The 19,204-nt window shown below is 73.3% G+C and carries 21 protein-coding genes; 6 read left to right on the plus strand and 15 right to left on the minus strand.

Annotation, left to right across the window (positions count from 1 at the left end; translation table 11 throughout):
• Nucleotides 1-3 precede the first annotated feature (3 nt).
• From A6V29_RS19445 to era, 8 genes are all read right to left on the minus strand, one after another.
• Complete coding sequence (locus tag A6V29_RS19445; RefSeq protein WP_249933364.1) at nt 4-1,407, minus strand: glycine--tRNA ligase; 1,404 nt, start codon at nt 1,405-1,407, stop codon at nt 4-6.
• Between the two features lie 97 nt (nt 1,408-1,504).
• Nucleotides 1,505-1,846, minus strand: a complete 342-nt coding sequence (locus A6V29_RS19450; RefSeq protein WP_249933365.1) for an HNH endonuclease — start codon at nt 1,844-1,846, stop codon at nt 1,505-1,507.
• A gap of 46 nt (nt 1,847-1,892) precedes the next feature.
• Nucleotides 1,893-2,306 carry a rhodanese-like domain-containing protein gene (locus A6V29_RS19455; protein WP_170977970.1) on the minus strand — a complete coding sequence of 138 codons (414 nt, stop codon included), beginning with the start codon at nt 2,304-2,306 and terminating at the stop codon, nt 1,893-1,895.
• Nucleotides 2,307-2,354: 48 nt separating this feature from the next.
• A complete protein-coding gene (locus A6V29_RS19460) occupies nt 2,355-2,630 on the minus strand; it encodes an antibiotic biosynthesis monooxygenase (protein ID WP_137161830.1) in 276 nt (91 codons plus the stop codon).
• Entirely contained in the window at nt 2,630-3,394 is a 765-nt protein-coding gene (locus A6V29_RS19465) for an SDR family NAD(P)-dependent oxidoreductase (protein WP_137161831.1), read from the minus strand. Before A6V29_RS19465 ends, A6V29_RS19460 begins: the two co-directional genes overlap by 1 nt.
• A gap of 43 nt (nt 3,395-3,437) precedes the next feature.
• Nucleotides 3,438-4,202 carry an isoprenyl transferase gene (locus A6V29_RS19470; RefSeq protein WP_137161832.1) on the minus strand — a complete coding sequence of 255 codons (765 nt, stop codon included), beginning with the start codon at nt 4,200-4,202 and terminating at the stop codon, nt 3,438-3,440.
• Nucleotides 4,199-4,978, minus strand: coding sequence for a DNA repair protein RecO (recO, locus tag A6V29_RS19475; protein WP_137161833.1), 780 nt, complete (start codon nt 4,976-4,978; stop codon nt 4,199-4,201). Before recO ends, A6V29_RS19470 begins: the two co-directional genes overlap by 4 nt.
• Nucleotides 4,979-5,056: 78 nt before the next feature.
• Nucleotides 5,057-5,974, minus strand: coding sequence for a GTPase Era (gene era, locus A6V29_RS19480; protein WP_137161834.1), 918 nt, complete (start codon nt 5,972-5,974; stop codon nt 5,057-5,059).
• 56 nt (nt 5,975-6,030) lie between these two features.
• On the opposite strand from era, the gene A6V29_RS19485 reads away from it, so the two are divergent.
• Nucleotides 6,031-6,618, plus strand: coding sequence for a hypothetical protein (locus A6V29_RS19485; RefSeq protein WP_137161835.1), 588 nt, complete (start codon nt 6,031-6,033; stop codon nt 6,616-6,618).
• An 11-nt stretch (nt 6,619-6,629) separates the two neighbouring features.
• Here the strand turns inward: A6V29_RS19485 and A6V29_RS19490 are convergent, their stop codons facing one another.
• From A6V29_RS19490 to A6V29_RS19515, 6 genes are all read right to left on the minus strand, one after another.
• A complete protein-coding gene (locus tag A6V29_RS19490) occupies nt 6,630-6,962 on the minus strand; it encodes a cytidine deaminase-like protein (RefSeq protein WP_137161836.1) in 333 nt (110 codons plus the stop codon).
• A gap of 6 nt (nt 6,963-6,968) precedes the next feature.
• The gene (locus tag A6V29_RS19495; protein ID WP_137161837.1) at nt 6,969-8,306 is read right to left on the minus strand and encodes a hemolysin family protein; all 1,338 of its coding nucleotides are present in this window, start codon (nt 8,304-8,306) and stop codon (nt 6,969-6,971) included.
• A complete protein-coding gene (gene ybeY, locus A6V29_RS19500) occupies nt 8,303-8,806 on the minus strand; it encodes an rRNA maturation RNase YbeY (RefSeq protein ID WP_137161838.1) in 504 nt (167 codons plus the stop codon). The genes A6V29_RS19495 and ybeY overlap by 4 nt, the downstream gene beginning before the upstream one ends.
• A gap of 5 nt (nt 8,807-8,811) precedes the next feature.
• Complete coding sequence (locus tag A6V29_RS22235; protein ID WP_212719642.1) at nt 8,812-11,031, minus strand: PhoH family protein; 2,220 nt, start codon at nt 11,029-11,031, stop codon at nt 8,812-8,814.
• A gap of 91 nt (nt 11,032-11,122) precedes the next feature.
• Nucleotides 11,123-11,944 carry an enoyl-CoA hydratase/isomerase family protein gene (locus A6V29_RS19510; RefSeq protein WP_137161839.1) on the minus strand — a complete coding sequence of 274 codons (822 nt, stop codon included), beginning with the start codon at nt 11,942-11,944 and terminating at the stop codon, nt 11,123-11,125.
• A 42-nt stretch (nt 11,945-11,986) separates the two neighbouring features.
• The gene (locus tag A6V29_RS19515; RefSeq protein WP_212719644.1) at nt 11,987-12,346 is read right to left on the minus strand and encodes a histidine triad nucleotide-binding protein; all 360 of its coding nucleotides are present in this window, start codon (nt 12,344-12,346) and stop codon (nt 11,987-11,989) included.
• Nucleotides 12,347-12,463: 117 nt separating this feature from the next.
• On the opposite strand from A6V29_RS19515, the gene A6V29_RS19520 reads away from it, so the two are divergent.
• From A6V29_RS19520 to A6V29_RS19540, 5 genes are all read left to right on the plus strand, one after another.
• A complete protein-coding gene (locus tag A6V29_RS19520; protein WP_137161840.1) occupies nt 12,464-13,438 on the plus strand; it encodes a putative selenate ABC transporter substrate-binding protein in 975 nt (324 codons plus the stop codon).
• 62 nt (nt 13,439-13,500) lie between these two features.
• Entirely contained in the window at nt 13,501-14,181 is a 681-nt protein-coding gene (locus A6V29_RS19525; RefSeq protein ID WP_249933366.1) for a phosphonate ABC transporter ATP-binding protein, read from the plus strand.
• On the plus strand, nt 14,178-15,800 hold the full coding sequence (locus tag A6V29_RS19530) for a PhnE/PtxC family ABC transporter permease (protein ID WP_137161842.1): 1,623 nt from the start codon (nt 14,178-14,180) through the stop codon (nt 15,798-15,800). The genes A6V29_RS19525 and A6V29_RS19530 overlap by 4 nt, the downstream gene beginning before the upstream one ends.
• Before the next feature lie 110 nt (nt 15,801-15,910).
• Nucleotides 15,911-18,130 (plus strand): carbon starvation CstA family protein, encoded by a 2,220-nt coding sequence (locus A6V29_RS19535; RefSeq protein ID WP_137161843.1) that lies wholly within the window; start codon nt 15,911-15,913, stop codon nt 18,128-18,130.
• Nucleotides 18,127-18,309, plus strand: coding sequence for a YbdD/YjiX family protein (locus tag A6V29_RS19540; RefSeq protein ID WP_170977971.1), 183 nt, complete (start codon nt 18,127-18,129; stop codon nt 18,307-18,309). The genes A6V29_RS19535 and A6V29_RS19540 overlap by 4 nt, the downstream gene beginning before the upstream one ends.
• 119 nt (nt 18,310-18,428) lie before the next feature.
• Here the strand turns inward: A6V29_RS19540 and A6V29_RS19545 are convergent, their stop codons facing one another.
• A complete protein-coding gene (locus A6V29_RS19545) occupies nt 18,429-19,202 on the minus strand; it encodes a 16S rRNA (uracil(1498)-N(3))-methyltransferase (RefSeq protein WP_137161844.1) in 774 nt (257 codons plus the stop codon).
• Between the last annotated feature and the right edge of the window lie 2 nt (nt 19,203-19,204).

Below are 19,204 nucleotides of genomic sequence, written 5' to 3' on the forward strand. Positions count from 1 at the left end.
CGGTCAGCAGCCGGGGAGACGGGCCGCCAGGTAGGACTCGACCTGGTCCAGGCCCACCCGCTCCTGGCCCATCGAGTCGCGCTCGCGGATGGTCACGGCCTGGTCCTCGAGGGTGTCGAAGTCGACGGTGATGCAGAACGGCGTCCCGACCTCGTCCTGACGGCGGTACCGGCGGCCGATCGCACCGGCGTCGTCGAAGTCGACGTTCCAGTTCCGGCGGAGCGCGGCGGCGAGGTCCTTGGCCTTGGGCGAGAGGTCGGCGTTGCGCGACAGCGGGAGGACGGCAGCCTTCACCGGCGCCAGCCGCGGGTCGAGCTTGAGCACCGTGCGGGTGTCGACGCCGCCCTTGGCGTTGGGCGCCTCGTCCTCGCTGTAGGCCTCGATGAGGAAGGCCATCAGCGACCGGGTGAGCCCCGCGGCGGGCTCGATGACGTACGGCGTCCAGCGGGTGTTGGTGGCCTGGTCGAAGTAGGACAGGTCGGTGCCGGAGTGCTCCGTGTGCGTGGACAGGTCGAAGTCGGTCCGGTTGGCGATGCCCTCGAGCTCGCCCCACTCCGAGCCCTGGAACCCGAAGCGGTACTCGATGTCGACGGTCCGCTTCGAGTAGTGCGACAGCTTCTCCTTCGGGTGCTCGAAGTGCCGCAGGTTGTCCCGGTCGATGCCCAGGTCGGTGTACCAGCGGGTGCGCTCGTCGATCCAGTACTGATGCCACTCCTCGTCGCTGCCCGGCTCGACGAAGAACTCCATCTCCATCTGCTCGAACTCGCGGGTGCGGAAGATGAAGTTGCCCGGCGTGATCTCGTTGCGGAACGACTTGCCGATCTGGCCGATGCCGAACGGCGGCTTCTTGCGCGCGGCGCCCATGACGTTGGCGAAGTTGACGAAGATGCCCTGCGCGGTCTCCGGGCGCAGGTAGTGCAGCCCGGACTCGTCCTCGACCGGGCCGAGGAACGTCTTGAGCATCATGTTGAAGTCGCGCGGCTCGGTCCAGGCGCCCTTGGTGCCGCAGTTCGGGCAGCTGATGTCGGCCAGACCGTTCTCCGGCGCGCGGCCCTTGCGCGACTCGAAGTCCTCCTCCAGGTGGTCGGCGCGGAACCGCTTGTGACAGCTCTGGCACTCGGTCAACGGGTCGGTGAAGACGCCGACGTGGCCCGAGGCCACCCAGACCTGGCGGGGCAGGATCACCGAGGAGTCGATGCCGACGACGTCGTCCCGGCTCTGGACGACGGTCCGCCACCACTGCCGCTTGATGTTCTCCTTGAGCTCCACGCCCAGCGGCCCGTAGTCCCACGCGGAGCGGGTCCCGCCGTAGATCTCACCCGCCGGGAAGACGAACCCCCGGCGCTTGCAGAGGTTCACGACCTTGTCGAGGAGGGCGGGGTCGTGCTTGGCGGTGCTGTCGCTCACGGCGGGGGGCTCCATCCGGCTGGCGGTCGGCGGTTGACCTGCCCACGGTAGTTCCCGGCCTCGGCCGCGGCCCGACCGCCGTCGGGACGGACGCCGTTCAGGCGTCGTCGAGCAGCATGCGGATCTCGGCGTGCCGGACCAGGAAGGCCCGCTCGTCCAGCCGCTTCCGGCGCAGCCAGCCGGTCACCTCGTCGTTGCACTTGCTGGCGTTGCACGAGCCGCAGGCCGGCGCGACGTTGTCGACGGTGTAACGGCCACCGCGGGAGATCGGCAGCACGCAGTCCCGCTGCAGCGCGACGCCGGTGGCCCCGCAGTAGGCGCAGCCGCCCCAGAGCTCCTGCAGCGCCGTCCACTGCTCGGGGGTCAGGTCGTGCTCGACGGCGTCCATGCGGCGCTTGCGCCGGTGGGCGTACCGGGCGGTGCGGGTGCGGCTGACCACCAGGCGACCGTAGGTGCTGTCGCACCGCCGACGTGGGACCCCGACGTCACTCGCGCACGTCGGCCGAGCCCTCACCCATCGGCAGCCCGGCGGCGATCCACGCCTCGACACCGCCGACGAGGTCGGTGGCGCGGTGGAGGCCGACCGCACGCAGCGACGCGGCCGCGAGGCTCGAGCTGAATCCCTGCCGGCACACGACGACGACCTCGAGGTCGTAGCCGGTGGCCTCCGGGATCCGGTGGGCCGACGCGGGGTCCAGCCGCCACTCCAGCACCGTGCGGTCGATGACCACCGCCCCCGGCAGTTCGCCCTGCCGGCGACGCTGGGCCTCCGTGCGGGTGTCGACGACGAGGGCACCCCGGGCCGCGGCCTCGAGCAGCTCGCCCGGGTCCAGCCTCCGGACGCCGGCCCGGCTGGCGGCCAGCACTGCGTCGATCCCGGTCCGTGTCACCGCCGTCACGACGGCGAGCCTGCCAGCCCCGGCACCGCCCCGCCCGGCGACGACGGTTCACTCCCGGACGTAGGCACCTGGCTCGTCGAGGGCGTGCACCCACACCGGCGCCCCGGCGATCTTCACCGCCGCGGCCGACAGCCCGCGCCGGTAGGCACCGACGCCGTCCCAGCGGGTGACCAGCGCCCACATCTCGGGGTCGTCGGTCGACCGCCCGAAGTCGCCGCTGCGGAACCCCGGCGCGGCGCCGAGGGCCTCCAGCAGCGCCGGGACGGCGGCGGCGAGCGCGTCGCCGTCCGCCCCCGCCGCCCGGAAGCGGGTGACCGCGAACATCAGCGGGGAGCCATCCGGATGGCGCCGTCGAGCCGGATCGTCTCGCCGTTCAGGTAGCCGTTCTCCAGGATCTGCGCGGCCAGCTGGGCGAACTCCGAGGTGTGCCCGAGCCGGGCCGGGTTCGGCACCGAGGCCTCCAACGACGCCCGGACGTCCTCGCGCAGGCGGGCCAGCAGCGGGGTGTCCATGATCCCGGGCGCGATCGTGCAGACCCGGATGTTCTTGCTGGCCAGGTCGCGGGCCGCGTTGAGGGTCATGCCGACGATCGCGGCCTTGGAGGCGGTGTACGGGAGCTGGCCGATCTGGCCCTCGAACGCGGCGACCGACGCGGTCATCACGATCGCCCCGCGCTCGCCGTCGACCGCCTCGTGGCGCGCCATCCGGGCCGCACCGAGCCGCAGGGCGTTGAACGACCCCGTCACGTTGAGCTTCATCACCCACTCGAAGTCCTCGAGCGAGCCGGGCTCGCCGTCCTTGTCGAGGACGCGCAGCCGCCGGCCGGCGCCCGCGCAGTGCACGAGACCGCGCAGCGGACCCTGCTCACCGGCGACGTCCAGGGCGGCGGCGAACTGCTCGGCGTCGGTGACGTCGGCGGGCGCGAACCGGGCGGCGTCCCCCAGGTCGGCGGCGACCTGCTCCCCCGCCGAGCTCGGCAGGTCGATGATCGTGACGCGGCCGCCGGCGGCGACGAGCCGCTGGGCGGTGGCCAGGCCGAGGCCCGAGGCGCCGCCGGTGACGGCGGTGGTGAGTCCGGAGAGCTGCATGGGTCCGGTGGTCCTTTCGACGGTTCGGGTCGGACGCTGTCTATCAGGCGCTGCCGAACCGCCGCTGGCGCGAGGCGTACTCCTCGCACGCCGCCCACAGGTGCCGGCGGTCGAAGTCGGGCCAGAGCGTGTCGAGGAAGACGAACTCCGCGTAGGCCGACTGCCAGAGCAGGAAGTTGCTGGTCCGGTTCTCCCCGGAGCTGCGCACGAACAGGTCGACGTCGGGCATGTCGGGTTCGTCGAGGAACCGGGCGACGGTCTTCTCGTCGATCTTGTCCGGGTTCAGCCGGCCGGCGGCGGCCTCGCGGGCGATGGCTGCGGCGGCGTCGGCGATCTCGGCCCGGCCGCCGTAGTTCACGCACATGGTGAGGGTCAGGACGTCGTTGTCCTTGGTGAGCTCCTCGGCGATCTCGAGCTCCTTGATGACCGACCGCCACAACCGCGGCCGCCGGCCCGCCCAGCGCACCCGCACCCCGAGCTCGTGCATCTCGTCCCGCCGGCGGCGGATGACGTCGCGGTTGAAGCCCATGAGGAAGCGGACCTCCTCGGGGCTGCGCCGCCAGTTCTCGGTGGAGAAGGCATACGCGGACAGAGCGCTGATCCCCACCTCGATGGCGCCCTCGACGCAGTCGAACAGCGAGGACTCCCCCGCCTCGTGGCCGGCGGTCCGCGGGAGCCCACGCTCCTTGGCCCACCGGCCGTTGCCGTCCATGACGATCGCGACGTGGCCGGGGACCTTGTCCCGCGGCAGCTCCGGGGGGCGAGCGCCGGAGGGATGCGGGTTCGGCGCCTTGACCGCGCGCTTCACGCGTTCACCACCGGCCGCGTCGCCGCGTCGGAGCGGTCGACCAGGGGCAGGGACCGCAGCCCGCGCTCGAGGTGCCACTGCAGCAGTGCGGCCACCAGTCCGCTGCTCTCGCGGCGGTTGATGCCCTGGCTGGCGTCCGCGCGCGCCCAGTCGCCGGTCAGGAGCGCCTCCATGAGCTCGAGGGTGACCGGGCTCGGCATCGCCGATCCGGTCGGCCGGCACGGCGGGCACACCGTGCCCCCGGCCGGCACCGAGAAGTGCCGGTGCGGCCCCGCCTCGCCGCAGCGGGCGCACTCCCCCAGCGCCGGCTCCCAGCCGGCCACCGACATGGCGCGCAGCAGGAAGGCGTCGAGCACCAGGCCCGACGGATGCGCCCGTTCGCCGAGGGCACGGAGCGCCCCGACGACGAGCAGGAACAGCCGGAGCGAAGGCTCCTTCTCCTCGGCTGTCAGCCGGTCCGCGGTCTCCAGCACCGCGGTGCCGGCGGTGTAGGCGGGGTAGTCGGTCACGATCTCCTGGCCGTAGGAGCGGATGGACTCGACCTGGCTGACGATGTCGAGGTTGCGGCCGGTGTAGAGCTGCAGGTCGACGTGGGTGAACGGCTCCAGCCGCGCCCCGAACTTGCTCTTGGTGCGGCGGACCCCCTTGGCGACCGCGCGGACCTTGCCCGTGCGGCGGGTCAGCACGGTGACGATGCGGTCTGCCTCACCCAGCTTCTGGGTGCGCAACACGATCCCCTCGTCGCGGTAGAGGGCCTTCGGGGTGTGCGCGCTCACTAGCCGCACCCCCCGGCGGCGGGTCGCTCCGTGCCTCGGTCGCTGGCGCTCCCTGCGATGCTCACTCCGCCCGCCACCTCAGTAACCGAGCCTGTTCAGCTTCTTGGGGTCGTCCTGCCACTCGCCGAGCACGGTGACGTGCAGGTCGAGGTGGACGCGGGCGCCGAGCAGCGTCTCCATGCCGGCGCGGGCCTCGGTGCCGATCGCCTTGATGATCGAGCCGCCCTTGCCCAGCAGCATCGGCTTCTGACTGGGCCGCTCGCAGTGCAGCAGGGCGTGGATCTCGACCAGCTCGCCGCCCTCCTTCTTCGGGTCGGGGCGGCGGTTCATCTCCTCGATGGTCACCGCCAGCGAGTGCGGCACCTCCTGGAACACCTTCTCCAGCGCCGCCTCGCGCACCAGCTCGGCCAGCTGCCGCTCGGTGTCCTCGTCGGTGGTCTGCTCCTCCGGGTAGAGCGGCGGCCCCTCCGGCAGGAGCGTGATCAGCAGGTCCTCGAGCAGCTCGACCTGGTCGCCCTTGACCGCGCTCACCGGCACGATCTCGGCGGCCTCGACCAGCTGGCTGGCGGCGACGAGCTGCTCGGCGATCTGCTTCTTGGCCGCGGCGTCGGTCTTGGTGACGACGACGACCACCGGTGCCTTCACCTCGCGCAGCTGGCGGGCGATGAACCTGTCACCGGGGCCGACGGGCTGGTCGGCCGGGATGCAGAAGACGATCACGTCGACGTCGGCGAGCGTGTCGCGGACGACGTCGTTGAGCCGCTTGCCGAGGAGGCTCTTCGGCTTGTGCAGGCCGGGGGTGTCGACCAGGACGATCTGCCCCTCCGGCTTGTGCACCACCCCGCGGATGGCGTGCCGGGTGGTCTGCGGCCGGTTGCTCACGATGCCGACCTTCTCGCCGACCAGCGCGTTGGTCAGCGTCGTCTTCCCGGCGTTCGGGCGTCCCACGAGCGCGACGAATCCGCTGCGGTACGGCGGCTGCCCCGGTGTGGTCACGGGGAGAAGTGTCCCACCCACCGCTGACGTCCCTGCCGCCCTGGGAGGATCGCGGCGTGGCACAGCGAGCGCGGGGTGGACGCCGGCCGTCACCGGAGGCGGTGGTCCGGGACCGGCGGCTGCACGTGGAGCAGGTGCGCGGGCACCGCTTCGTCGCCGGGCGGGGGCCCAAGCGCTCGGCCACGGTCGTGCCGGCGCCGCTGCGGTACTGGCAGTACCGCCCGGCCGGGCCGATCGCGACGGCCGCCACCGTCCTCGTCGTGGCGGTCTGGCTGATCCTGTTCGCCGTCCTGGGAGGCGCGGACGAGCTGCGGGGCGAGATCCCGCTGGCGCTGGCCGCGGGGCTGGCCGTCTTCGTGCTGAGCACCGTCCGGCTCACGGTGAGCGACCACGGGTTGTCGTTCGACGTGGCCGGCACCCGCCCGGCTCCCGACCGGGTGATCCCCCTGGTCGGCGTCCGCGAGCTGCGCACGGGCGCGCCTCCGGCGGACTGGCCGGCGGCCAAGCGCCGGGGCGGCTGGTGGCCGGGACGGACGCGGGTCGCCCTGCGGTACGCCAACGTCGACGGCGACCGCGCGCTCTCCCTGTGGGTGCGCGACCCCGAGGCGTTCGCCGCAGCGCTGCGCACGCCGCTGCAACGCTGACCGAGGGTGCGTCAGGAGGTGATGCGCAGGCTTCCGTCGGGGCCGGCGAGGTGCACCGGTGCCGACGGCGCGAGGTCGCGGACGGCGGCCAGCCCTTCCTGCTCCACCGCGTCGGCCTCCGACACGATGACGGCCGCCTCGAGCCCCTCGACGCCGCTGGACACGGCGGCGGCGACGGCGGCCTGCAGCGCCGACAGCTTCAGCGACGGCAGGGCGACGGCGCCGGCCACGTAGGTGCGGCCGTCGGTGTCCCGGACCGCCGCGCCCTCGGCCGCGCCGGTGCGGGCACGGGCGGAGCGGGCGAGCGTGACGAGCTTGGCGTCCTCGGGCTGCAGGTCGGGCACGAGTCGCTAGCTTTCCACGCCGATGGCCGGCTCGTCGGTGCGGGTCGCGGTGTCCTCGACGTCGTCCTCGGCCGGCTCCTCGACCCGGCAGACCACCATCGTGTCGATGCGGTTGCGCCGACCTCCGGTGCTCTCGGCGACCAGCCGCAGCCCGCCGATCTCCGCCATCGCACCCTCGATCGGGACCCGGCCGAGCTCGCGTGCCAGCAGCCCGCCGACGGTCTCGACGTCGTCGTCCTCGGGCAGCTCCACGCCAGGGAACAGCTCGGCGAGGTCCTGCACGGGCAGCCGGGCGATGATCCGCACCGACCCGTCCTCCAGCGGCTCCACCTCGGGCCGGGAGAACGCGTCGTGCTCGTCGGCGATCTCGCCGACGATCTCCTCGAGGATGTCCTCGATGGTGAGCAGCCCGGCGAAGCCGCCGTACTCGTCGACGACGATCGCGATGTGGATGCGCTGGGCCTGCATGTCGCGCAGCAGCTGGTCGACCGGCTTGGACTCCGGCACGAACGTCGGGGTGCGCATCAGGTCCTCGACCTTGGGCCCGCGCGCATCGGCGTTCTGCGACCGGCGGACGAGGTCCTTGAGGTAGACGACGCCGACGACGTCGTCCACGTTCTCGCCGATGACCGGGATGCGGCTGAACCCGCTGCGCAGCGCCAGGGCGAGCGCCTGCCGGACGGTCTTGGTGCGCTCGATCCAGACGACGTCGGTGCGCGGGACCATGACCTCGCGGGCGATCGTGTCGCCGAGCTCGAACACCGAGTGGATCATGTTCCGCTCGCCGGACTCCACGACGCCGCGCTCCTCGGCCATGTCGACCAGCTCGCGCAGCTCGACCTCCGAGGAGAACGGCCCGTCGCGGAAGCCCCGGCCGGGCGTGAGCATGTTGCCGATCAGGATGAGCAGCGTGGCGATCGGGCCGAGCACCCGCCCGAGCAGCCGGACGACACCCGCGCTGGCCAGCGCGGTGGTGTAGGCGTGCTGGCGGCCCAGGGTCCGCGGGCCCACGCCGACGAGCACGTAGCTCACCACCGTCAGCACGCCCGCGGCGGTCAGGAAGGTGCGCCAGCCGCCGCCCCACAGGTCGTAGAGCAGGACGGTGACGAGGACCGCCGAGACCATCTCGCAGGCGATCCGGAGCAGCAGGAGCAGCGCCACGTGGCGGGCCCGCTCGAGCACGACCTCCTCGAGGGCGGCCGCGCGCTTGATGCCCTCGCGGCGCAGCTCCTCGACGCGGGCCTTGGAGACCCGCTGGAGAGCGGCGTCCATCGCCGCGAAGATGCCGGCCAGCGGCACGAGGAGGCCGGCGACCACCAGCATGGTGATCTCGCCGGAGCTCATCGGGGTGTCTGCTCCTGGCCGGCCGGTGCACCCGTCACCGGCTCGCGCGGCGCGGAGCGCCAGCCCTCGATGAGCCGTGTCTGGAGGGCGAACATCTCCTTCTCCTCGTCGGGCTCCATGTGGTCGTAGCCGAGCAGGTGCAGCACGCCGTGCGTGGCGAGCAGGACCAGTTCGTCGTCCATGGTGTGGCCGGCCGCGCGCGCCTGGCGCACTGCGACGGCCGGGCACAGCACGACGTCGCCCAGCAGCGCGGGGCCGGGGTCGGGGTCGTCGGGACGCGAGGTGTCGAGCTCGTCCATGGGGAAGGCGAGCACGTCGGTCGGCCCCTTCTCCCCCATCCAGCGCTCGTGCAGGCTGCTCATGTACTCGACGTCCACGCAGAGCACCGACAGCTCGGCCATCGGGTTGACCTTCATCTCACCGAGCACGAAGCGGCAGATGCCGGCGAGTTCGGCCTCGTCGACCGCGATCTCCGACTCGTTGGACACCTCGACGGGCATGCCGGTCAGCTCCCCTGCCGGCGCGGCCGGGCCGGTCGTGCCGGTGCGGCCGGCCGGGTGGTGGTGGGCTGCCGGGAGGCGTCCCAGCGCTCGTAGGCGTCCACGATGTCGCCGACCAGTCGGTGCCGGACGACGTCGGAGCTGGTCAGGTTGGCGAAGTGCACGTCCTCCACGCCGTCGAGGATCTCGCGGACGATCTTCAACCCGCTCTGCGCCCCGCCGGGCAGGTCGACCTGCGTGACGTCGCCGGTGACCACGATCTTCGAGCCGAAGCCGAGCCGGGTGAGGAACATCTTCATCTGCTCGGCGGTGGTGTTCTGCGCCTCGTCGAGGATCACGAACGCATCGTTCAACGTGTTGTGCGTGACGATGAAGTCATCGGTGACGTACAGGGAGTCCTGCGCGGCCACCTGGATGCACATCGTCTCCATGACGCCGACCGGTTCGATGCTGTCGATGAAGCGCATCGGCCGGCCGCCGCCCGCGGCCTCGTAGACGCGCCGCTTCCGCTCCAGACGGAAGGGCTGGACGTCGGCCGGCAGGCGGATCTCGAGGACGTGCGCCGCACGGCGGTCGTGGACAGGGCGTCCCTGCGCCATGCCCGGTGCTCGGCCGGCGGGGAGACGAGTGCGACGGGTGACGACGCCACCCAGCGAACGGACGAGGAACATGACGTCGTCCCGCAGGCGCTCGGACGTCGTCGTGTACCGGATGCGGCACGTCCGATCCTGCTGGGTCACCGGGCCGCCGTCCGAGTCGAGCAGCCCTTGGAGCAGCGCGATGCGCACGTCTGCCGAGTTGTGCGAGTAGACCCAAGGCACGAACTTCGTCGCCGACCGCGTGCCGGCGAGGTCGAGCTCCCGGATCGCCTCGGTCACCGGATTCGCGATGCGGAGCCCGCCACGGCCCCCGTGCACCTGCCGCAGGACGTGGTCCGGACCGGACTCGTGCACGAGTTCGATGCCCTCGAGTGCCGACTCCAGCGCTCCGACGAGTTCGGGGTCGCTCGTCGAGAAGGACGGCGTGGTCGACGTCGTCCGGCACCCGTCCCCGAGCAGGAGGCCCAGCGCGTACGGGTCGAGCGGCACTTCCTGCGGCTCGAACTCGACCGCGTCCACGAGCGGGAGCTCGTAGCGGTGTGCGCCCGCCCCCCAGCGCAGGTTGCCGACCATCTCCTGCGTCTCGAGCGTGCGACTCGTCCCGCGACGGCGATCGTCCGGCGTCGTCACGGTCCACAGGTGCTCGCCGCACGCCAGGGTCGAGGCGCCGTCCTGGGTGGTGACCCGGTAGACGTCCTTCACGCCCTGCGGGTACACCCCGAGCACGGGCGTCGGCAGGCCGTTCGAGCCGACCACCAGATCGCCGACCTGGAGGGTGCCGATCGGCATGAAGCCGTTCGGGGTCAGCACCTTCGCGTCGTAGGGCTGCGCGCGGCCACGCATGTACGCCAGCGGCGCGACCTCGATCGTCCCGGCCGCCATGAGCCGCGGGATCGACTCCGGGTCGACCATGTCGTGCAGCGCGTCGTAGAGCGGGCGCAGGTAGGGGTCGATCTTCTCGCTGAGCGTGCCGGGCAGGTAGCCCAGGCGCTCGCCGGCCTCGACCGCCGGCCGGGTCAGGATGATCCGGTTGACGTTCTTGGTCTGCAGCGCCTGCACGGCCTTGGCCATGGCCAGGTAGGTCTTGCCGGTACCGGCGGGCCCGATGCCGAAGACGATGGTGTGCGCGTCGATCGCGTCGACGTAGCGCTTCTGGTTCAGCGTCTTGGGCCGGATCGTGCGGCCGCGGCGGCTGATGATGTCGAGGCTGAGGACGTCGGCCGGCCGCTCCGCGCCGCCGGCCTTGAGCATCCCGATCACCCGGCGCACCGAATCCGGGCGCAGCTGCTGGCCGGTGCCGAGCAGCGCGATCAGCTCGTCGAAGACCCGGACGGCGAAGGCGTTGTCGGCCGGCTGCCCGGTCACCGAGATCTCGTTGCCGCGCACGTGCACGTCGGCGTCGAGCTCGGCCTCGACCAGCCGGAGCAGCTCGTCGGCCGAGCCGAGCAGGCCCACCATCGAGATCGACTCGGGCACGGCGATCGTGGTGCGGACGGCGGCCGGCGGCGGTGCGGCCGTGCCGGCGGCGGCGTCCTCGGCGCTGTCGTCCAGGGCCGCAGCCTGGGCCGACGCCTCACGGGACGTAGGGGCATCCTGGACGGGATCGTGCGGGGAGGTGTCGGGCAAGAACCCTCGACCCTGCCTTCCTGGCTGGGGGTGCGGACCGTGCGACTCTACCCGTGCAGCGGCCCGTTCACCCCCGTCGCACCCAATGGGGTCAGCGCCCCGAGTAGGTCGCCTTGCCCGGCCCCTCGGCGAGGAAGGACCGCACCGCACCGCGCAGGTCCTCGCTGCCGAACAGCGCCCCGGACACCTCGGGAACCAGCGCGTCGGCGGCGCGCGCCCCGTTGCGGGCGGCGGTGATGACCAGCTGCTTGGTGGCCGCGTGGGCCAGGGTCGGACCGGCGGCGACCTCCCGCGCGTAGGCGCGGGCGGCGTCGGCGAACCCCTCGTCGGGCAGCACCCGGTTGACCACGTTCCACCGCGCCAGCACCGCGGCCGGGTAGCGCTCGCCGGTGAAGATCAGCTCCCGCGCCCGGGCCGGGCCGGCGCGCTCGGCCAGCCGCTGCGGTCCGCCCATCGACGGGGTGAGCCCCACGACGATCTCGACCAGGCCGAAGCTCGCCTTCTCGGCGGCCAGCAGGATGTCGCAGCACAGCGCCAGCTCGAAGGCGGCGGTGAGGGTGAGCCCGTGGGCGGCGAACACGGTGGGGACCGGCAGGTCCTCGATGGTCTGCGCGACCCGCAGCAGCCGGGTCCACAGGTCCGCCCCCTGGCGCACCGGCTCGGGGCCCTCGGCGATGTCGCGGAAGAAGCTGACGTCGACACCGCCGGAGACCACCTTCCCGCGCGCCTCGAACAGCACGGCCCGCGCCCGGCCGGGATCGGCCGGGTCGGTGAGGGCGACCAGCTCCGCGGCGACGTTCTCCAGCGCGTTGAAGACGGGCGGGTCGAACAGGTTCAGCGGCGGGTTGTCGAGGACGACGACGGCGACGTCGCCGTCCCGCTCGATCCGGAAGGGCTCGGCGCTGGCGGTCATGGCCCCAGGGTGGCAGCCGTGCGGCTCGACGCTCCGGCGGGGTCAGCCGGGCGGCCAGCCGAGTCCACGACCGCCGAGCACGTGCAGGTGCAGGTGGTCCACGGTCTGCCCGCCGTGCGGACCGGTGTTGGTCACCAGCCGGTAGCCGGGCTCCGCTCCCTCTCCGGACACCAGGCCCTCCTGCCGGGCGACCGCGTGCGCGGCGGCGACGACGTCGGAGAGCAGCACGGGGTCTGCCTCGACCAGCGCGCCGACCGTGGCGTGGTGCTCCTTCGGGATGACCAGCACGTGCGTGGGCGCCTGCGGGTTGATGTCGCGGAACGCGAGCACCCGGTCGGTCTGGTGGACGACGTCGGCGGGGATCTCCCCCGCGACCATGCGGCAGAACAGGCAGTCGGTCACGACCGCGACCTTAGAACGGGCCGCACGGCCCCGCGCCCGGCAAGATCCAGGCCACCGTTGCACCCACCGCCGAGGAGGTACCGCCATGTCCGCTCCCCGCCCCGTGACGAGGACGTAGTGAGCACCGCTCCCGCTGCCCGGTCGGGTGGCCTCGATCCGTTCTCCCGCCGTTCCTTCCTCGGCGCCGCGGGCGTCGCGCTGGCCGCCACGCTCGCCGCCTGCAGCCGCTCCTTCACCGGGGCCTCCTCCACCGGGGCCTCCTCCACCGGGTCCTCGTCCGCCGATCCGGCCGGCCCGCTCCGCATCGGCGCCATCCCCGACCAGGACCCCGAGATCCTCGCCCGCCTCTACGGCACCGTGGCCGACGCGATGTCCGAGGGCCTCGGCCTCGAGGTGTCCTACGAACCGGTCACCGACTACGCCGCCGCCGTCTCCCTGTTCCGCACCGGCGACCTCGACCTCGTCTGGTTCGGCGGGCTGACCGGCGTCCAGGCCCGGCTCCAGCCCCCTGGCGCGCTCCCCATCGCGCAGCGCGACATCGACGAGGACTTCCACTCCGTCTTCGTCGTCAACGCCGGCACCGGCCTCGCGCCGGCCGACGACCTCACGCCGCTGGCCGACCTGCGCTTCACCTACGGCAGCGAGACGTCGACGTCGGGCCGGCTGATGCCCGCCTACTTCCTGGAGGAGCAGGGCGTCGACCCCGAGAGGTTCCCGGGTGGCCCCGGGTTCTCCGGCTCGCACGACGCCACACTGGCCCTCGTCGCCTCGGGCTCCTACCAGGCCGGCGTCCTCAACGAGCAGGTCTGGACGAGCCGGTCCGAGGAGGGCGCCGTCCCGCCGTCCGTGGTGCTGTACGCCCGGACGCCGGCCTACCACGACTACCACTGGCTGCTCGGTCCGCGGGCAGTCGAGCGGCTGGGTGACGACCTGCCCGAGCGGCTGACCGACTGGTTCACCTCCCTGTCGGCCGACGACCCGGCCGACGCCGCGGTGCTCGAGCTGTTCGGCGCCGGCTCCTTCATCCCGACCGAGGCGTCGAACTACGACCAGATCGAGGCGATCGGCCGCGATCTCGGGCTGGTCAACTGACCGAGACCGCGCGGCTCACCGGCATCGAGGTCCGCTACGGCAGCACTCCGGCCCTGGCCGGGGTGGACCTCGCGGTGGCCGCGGGCGAGCGGGTGGCCGTCGTCGGGGCGTCGGGGGCGGGCAAGTCCACGCTGCTGGGCGTGCTCAACGGCTCGGTCGAGCCGAGGGCGGGATCGGTGCTGGTCCTCGGCACCGATCCGAGCGTGGTCCGGGGCCGGGAGCTGCGCCGGCTGCGGGCGCGCGTCGGCACCGTGCGCCAGCACCTGGAGCTGGTCGGCCCGCTGCGAGTGGTGCACAACGTCAACGCCGGGCGGCTCGCCTCGTGGTCGCCGCTGCGGGCCGCGTGGTCGCTGCTGCGCCCCCAGGGCGTCGAGGACGTGCGGGCGGCACTGACCCGGGTGGGGTTGGCCGAGCGGTTGTTCGAGCGGACCGACCGGCTGTCCGGAGGGCAGCGCCAGCGGGTCGCCCTGGCCCGCCTGCTGGTGCAGCACCCGGAACTCGTGCTGGCCGACGAGCCGGCGTCGGCGCTGGACCCGGCGCTCGCCGACTCCGCGCTGTCGCTGCTGGGGGAGCTCGCGCTCGCCGACGGCGGAGCCCTCCTGGCCTGCCTGCACGACCCGGAGCTGGCGCTCCGGCACTGCGATCGGGTGGTCGGGCTGGTCGACGGACGGATCACCGTCGACTCCCCGACCGCCGGCCTGACCGTGGCCGACCTGGAGGAGTTCTACGGAGTCCGGCGGTGACCCTCGTCCGCGACCGGCCACCCGCGGCCGCGGCCGTGCTGCGGCGCGACCGGCGGCGGTGGCCCTGGGGCCTCGGCGCCGCCGCGCTGCTGGTCTGGTCGCTGGCCGGCTCGGGGCTGTTCACCGAACCGGTCGTGAACACCGGCGGGCTCGGGGAGTTCCGCCGGTTCGCCGCCGCCGCCCTGCAGCCCGAGCTCGACGGCGAGTTCCTCCGGGTCGTCGCCGAGTCGGCCCTCGTCACCGTGGCCTACGCCGCGCTGGGCGCCGGGCTCGCGGTGCTCCTGGGCTCGCTCGGCGCGGTCGCGCTGGCGCGGACCACCTGGGGACGACGACGCGCCGGCTGGACCGCCGCCCGCGGTCTGCTCGCCGTCCCCCGGGGTCTGCACGAGGCGGTGTGGGGGCTGCTCCTGGTCAACGTCCTGGGGCTGGACCCCTGGGTCGGCGTGCTGGCGATCGGCCTCCCCTACGGCGCGGTCACCGCCAAGGTCTTCGCCGACCTCGTCGACGAGGTCCCGCGCGGTCCGTACACCGCGCTGCTCGCGGCCGGCACCGGTCGCGCAACCGCGGCGGTGTACGGACTGCTCCCCCCGGCGGCGGGCGGTCTGCTGTCCTACGCCTTCTACCGGCTGGAGTGCGCGGTGCGCTCCGCCGTCGTCCTCGGCCTGATCGGTGCCGGCGGGCTGGGCTACCAGCTGGCGCTGTCGTTCAGCTCGCTGCGCTGGGAACAGGTGTGGACGACGGTGTACGCGCTCGCCGTCCTCTGCATGCTCGCCGACGTGGCCGGCCGGCGGGTCCGCCGCCGGCTCGCCACCGCGTCGACGTCCGGCGGCGCGGTGCTGCGCCGCGACCCCGTGCTGACCGGCGCGGTGGTGGGCTCGCTGCTGCTCGCCGCCTGGTCGTGGTGGTACCTCGCGCTGTCGCCCGCCACCCTCGTCTCGGAACGGACCCGTGAGCAGGTCGCCTACGTCGCGCGGGCCGGCTGGCCGCCGGACACCGACGAGGCCCTGCTGTCGGCGATCGCCTCGACGGCCGTGGACACCGTGCAGATGTCGGTCATCGCGATCGCCCTGGCCGCGACGGGCGCACTGGCCCTGACCGGGGTGACCGCCCGCCCGTCCGGGCCCAGCAGCCTCGTGCGCCGGTGGACCGGGTCGGCGGTGCGGGTCGGTCTCCTGCTGCTGCGGGCGATCCCGCCGCCGATCTGGGCGCTGGTGCTGCTGTTCGTGTTCCTCCCCGGCGTGCTGCCGGGTGCGCTGGCGCTCGGCGTCTACACGCTGGGTGTCCTGGGCCGGCTGCTCGGAGAGGCTGCCGAGGAGGTCGATCCCCGACCGCGGGAGCTGCTGCGGGCCGGGGGTGCGTCCCCGGCGAGCGCCTGGCTGTACGCCACCCTCCCGGCCCTGAGCGGCCCGGCGATCGCGCTGTCGCTCTACCGGTGGGAGGTCGCGATCCGGGACACCGTCCTCGTGGGGCTGCTCGGCGCCGGTGGCCTCGGTGCGCTGCTCTCGGCGCGCATCTCCGCGTTCGACTGGTCCGCCGTCACGACGGTGCTCGTCGCGATCGTGCTGCTCACCTTCGCCGTCGACCTGGTCAGCGGGCGGGCCCGGGCCGCTCTCCGCTGACGCCCTCCCCGGGCCGCGCTCTTCCGCACGCCGAGCGGCCTCCGGAGTCCTACGCTCCACCCCGGAGCGACGGGGCCGGCGACGGAGCCGGCGCCGGGGCGGGAGGCTTCATGTCCACGGCGGTCACCTCAGGAGAGCCCGGCGGGACCTCGCCCGCTCCTCCCCACGCCCGGCGCAGGTCACCCCGGTCGATCGCGCTCTGGGCGCTCGTCGCCGTCGTCGGCGCGGTCTGCTGGACGGTGCTGGCGCTCGCCCGCGGCGAGAACGTCTCGGCGCTGTGGATCCTGTTCGCGGCGTGGTCGTCGTACGCCATCGCCTACCGCTTCTACGCCCGGTGGATCACCCATCGCGTGCTGCAGGCCGACGACCGGCGGGCCACCCCGGCCGAGCGGCTGGACAACGGGATCGACTTCGACGTCACCGATCGGCGGGTGCTCTTCGGGCACCACTTCGCCGCGATCGCCGGGGCCGGCCCGCTGGTCGGCCCGGTCCTGGCCGCCCAGATGGGCTACCTGCCCGGCACCATCTGGATCATCGTCGGCGTCATCTTCGCCGGGGCGGTGCAGGACCTCACCGTCCTGTTCTTCTCGATGCGCCGCAACGGCAAGAGCCTGGGCCAGATGGTGCGCGAGGAGATCGGCGTGGTCGGCGGGATCGCCGCGCTGATCGCCGTCTTCGCGATCATGATCATCATCCTGGCCGTCCTGGCGCTGATCGTGGTGAACGCGCTGGCCGAGTCGCCGTGGGGCGTGTTCTCCATCGCGCTCACGATCCCGATCGCGCTGTTCATGGGCTTCTACCTGCGGGTGCTGCGGCCCGGGCGGGTGCTCGAGGCGACCGGCGTCGGGGTGGCGCTCCTGCTGCTGGCGATCGTCGGCGGCGGCTGGATCCAGGACACCGCCCTCGGCGACGCGCTGACCCTGTCCAAGGAGTGGCTGGTCCTCGCGCTGGTGATCTACGGCTTCGTCGCCTCGGTGCTGCCGGTGTGGCTGCTGCTGACCCCGCGCGACTACCTGTCGACCTTCATGAAGGTCGGCGTCATCGTGCTGCTGGCCGTCGGGCTGGTCCTCGCCCGCCCGGTGCTCCAAGCCGACGCGGTCACCGACTTCGCCCGCGAGGGCACCGGCCCGGTGTTCGCCGGATCGCTCTTCCCGTTCGTGTTCATCACCATCGCCTGCGGTGCCCTCTCGGGCTTCCACGCCCTGATCTCGTCGGGGACGACGCCGAAGATGGTGGCCAAGGAGAGCCAGGCCCGCCTCATCGGCTACGGCGGCATGCTGATGGAGTCCTTCGTGGCGATCAGCGCCCTGATCGCCGCCTGCGTGATCGACCAGGGCCTCTACTACGCGATGAACGCCCCCGCCGGTGCCACCGGGGGGACGTTCGACTCCGCCGCCGCGTTCGTGAACGGACTCGGCTTCGACACCACCTCGGCGCAGCTGGCGCAGGCCTCGGCCGACGTCGAGGAGGAGAGCCTGGTCTCCCGGACCGGCGGCGCACCCACCCTCGCCGTCGGCATCGCCGAGGTGTTCAGCACCGCGTTCGGCGGCGGCCTGAAAGCCTTCTGGTACCACTTCGCGATCATGTTCGAGGCGCTGTTCATCCTCACCGCGGTGGACGCCGGCACCCGGGTCGGGCGCTTCATGCTGCAGGACACGATCGGCAACGTGTGGAAGAAGTTCGGCGACCTGTCGTGGCGGCCGGGCAACCTCATCGCCAGCGCCGTCGTCGTCGGCCTGTGGGGCTCGGTGCTCTACATCGGCGTCACCGACCCCCTGGGCGGGGTCAACCAGCTCTTCCCGCTGTTCGGCATCGCCAACCAGCTGCTCGCCGCCATCGCGCTGACGCTGGTCACCGTCCTGCTGATCAAGCACGGGAGGCTGCGCTACGCGTGGGTGACCGGGATCCCCCTGGTCTGGGACCTGGTGGTCACGATGACCGCGAGCTGGCAGAAGGTCTTCTCCGGTGACCCGGCGGTCGGGTACTTCACCCAGCGTCAGCGCTACGCCGACGCCCGGGCCGCCGGAGAGGTCCTGGCACCCGCGACGGACCAGGCGGAGATGGACCAGGTCATCGTCAACTCGACGCTCAACGGGATCCTGCAGGCGGCGTTCGCCGTCCTCGTGCTCGTCGTCGTCGTGAACGCGGTGGTGGTCATCGCCCGGGCCGTCCGCACCGGCGGGTTGCCGACGACGGAGGAACCGCCGGTGCCCTCGAAGCTGGTGGAGCCGGCCGGCTTCTTCCCCACCGCGGAGGAGAAGGCGGCGATGGCCGAGCACCGGCGGCTGGTCGGCGCCGGTGCCGGGCGCACCGCGGCGGAGGAGCGGTGACGGTGATCCGGGTCTGGCAGGGGGTGCGCTGGTACCTGCGCGAGTTCACCGGCGAGGCGCGCTGGGACCGCTACCTGGAGCACTGCGCGGAGCACGGGCACGAGCCGATGACCCGGCGGGAGTTCGAGCGCGAGCGGTCCGACGCGATGGAGCGGAACCCGGGCGCCCGCTGCTGCTGAGCCGCGGGTTCGTGCCCCGTTCCGCGCCGTCCTCCCTCGGCGTCCGGCGTCCTCCCTCACGGTCGACCACGAGGGAGGACGGCCGATGATCAGGTGACCTGATCATCGCCGCGAAGCCGTCAGAGCCAGCGGGTGCGGGCGCTCAGCGCGGCCAGCGCGGCGGCGCCGGCGGTCGAGGTGCGCAGCACCTCCGGGCCCAGGCGCACCGCCTCGGCGCCGGCGGCGCGCAGGGCCACCACCTCGCCGTCGGTGAGCCCGCCCTCCGGCCCGACGATCACGGCGACGGTCCCCGACTCCGGGATCGTCAGCTCGGCGAGCGGACGGCGCGCCTGCTCGTGCAGCACCACGGCGAGGTCCACGTCCGCGAGCAGCCCGCACACCTCGCGGGTCGACAGCGGCTCGGTCACCTCCGGCACCCGCGGGCGCCTCGACTGCTTGCTGGCCGCCCGCGCCGCGGCCCGCCACTTGGCCACGCCCTTCGCCACCCGGTCCTCGCGCCAGCGGGTCACGCAGCGCGCCGCCGTCCACGGGACGATCCGGTCCACCCCGAGCTCGGTGGCCAGCTCCACCGCGAGCGGGCCCCGGTCGCCCTTGGGCAGCGCCTGCACGAGCAGGAACTCGGGCTGCCGGACCGGCACGTCGTACCGGGCGTGCACCGTCACGCGCAGCCCGTCGGGACCGGCGGCGGCGACCTCTCCGTCGGCGACGCCGCCCTGCCCGTCGCCGACCCGCACCCGCTCCCCCGGCTCGAGGCGGAGCACGTCGACGGCGTGCCGCCCCTCGGCGCCCGCGACCAGCAGCTCCGCGCCCTCCTCGAGCCCCTCGGGGAGGGCGTCGAGGAGGAACAGCGGAGCCCCGCTGAGCTCGGGGGCCTCGGCGTCGGGAGAGGTCATGC

Source organism: Blastococcus sp. CCUG 61487, from assembly GCF_005222955.1.
GTDB lineage: Bacteria > Actinomycetota > Actinomycetes > Mycobacteriales > Geodermatophilaceae > Blastococcus.

Excerpts from the sequence above, each read along its gene's own strand:
- A6V29_RS19460 (WP_137161830.1), bottom strand. The coding sequence starts at position 2,630 with ATGTTCGCGGTCACCCGCTTCCGGGCGGCGGGGGCGGACGGCGACGCG.
- A6V29_RS19465 (WP_137161831.1), bottom strand. The coding sequence starts at position 3,394 with ATGCAGCTCTCCGGACTCACCACCGCCGTCACCGGCGGCGCCTCGGGC.
- A6V29_RS19495 (WP_137161837.1), bottom strand. The coding sequence starts at position 8,306 with ATGAGCTCCGGCGAGATCACCATGCTGGTGGTCGCCGGCCTCCTCGTG.
- ybeY (WP_137161838.1), bottom strand. The coding sequence starts at position 8,806 with ATGCCCGTCGAGGTGTCCAACGAGTCGGAGATCGCGGTCGACGAGGCC.
- A6V29_RS19510 (WP_137161839.1), bottom strand. The coding sequence starts at position 11,944 with ATGACCGCCAGCGCCGAGCCCTTCCGGATCGAGCGGGACGGCGACGTC.
- A6V29_RS19535 (WP_137161843.1), top strand. The coding sequence starts at position 15,911 with ATGTCCACGGCGGTCACCTCAGGAGAGCCCGGCGGGACCTCGCCCGCT.
- A6V29_RS19545 (WP_137161844.1), bottom strand. The coding sequence starts at position 19,202 with ATGACCTCTCCCGACGCCGAGGCCCCCGAGCTCAGCGGGGCTCCGCTG.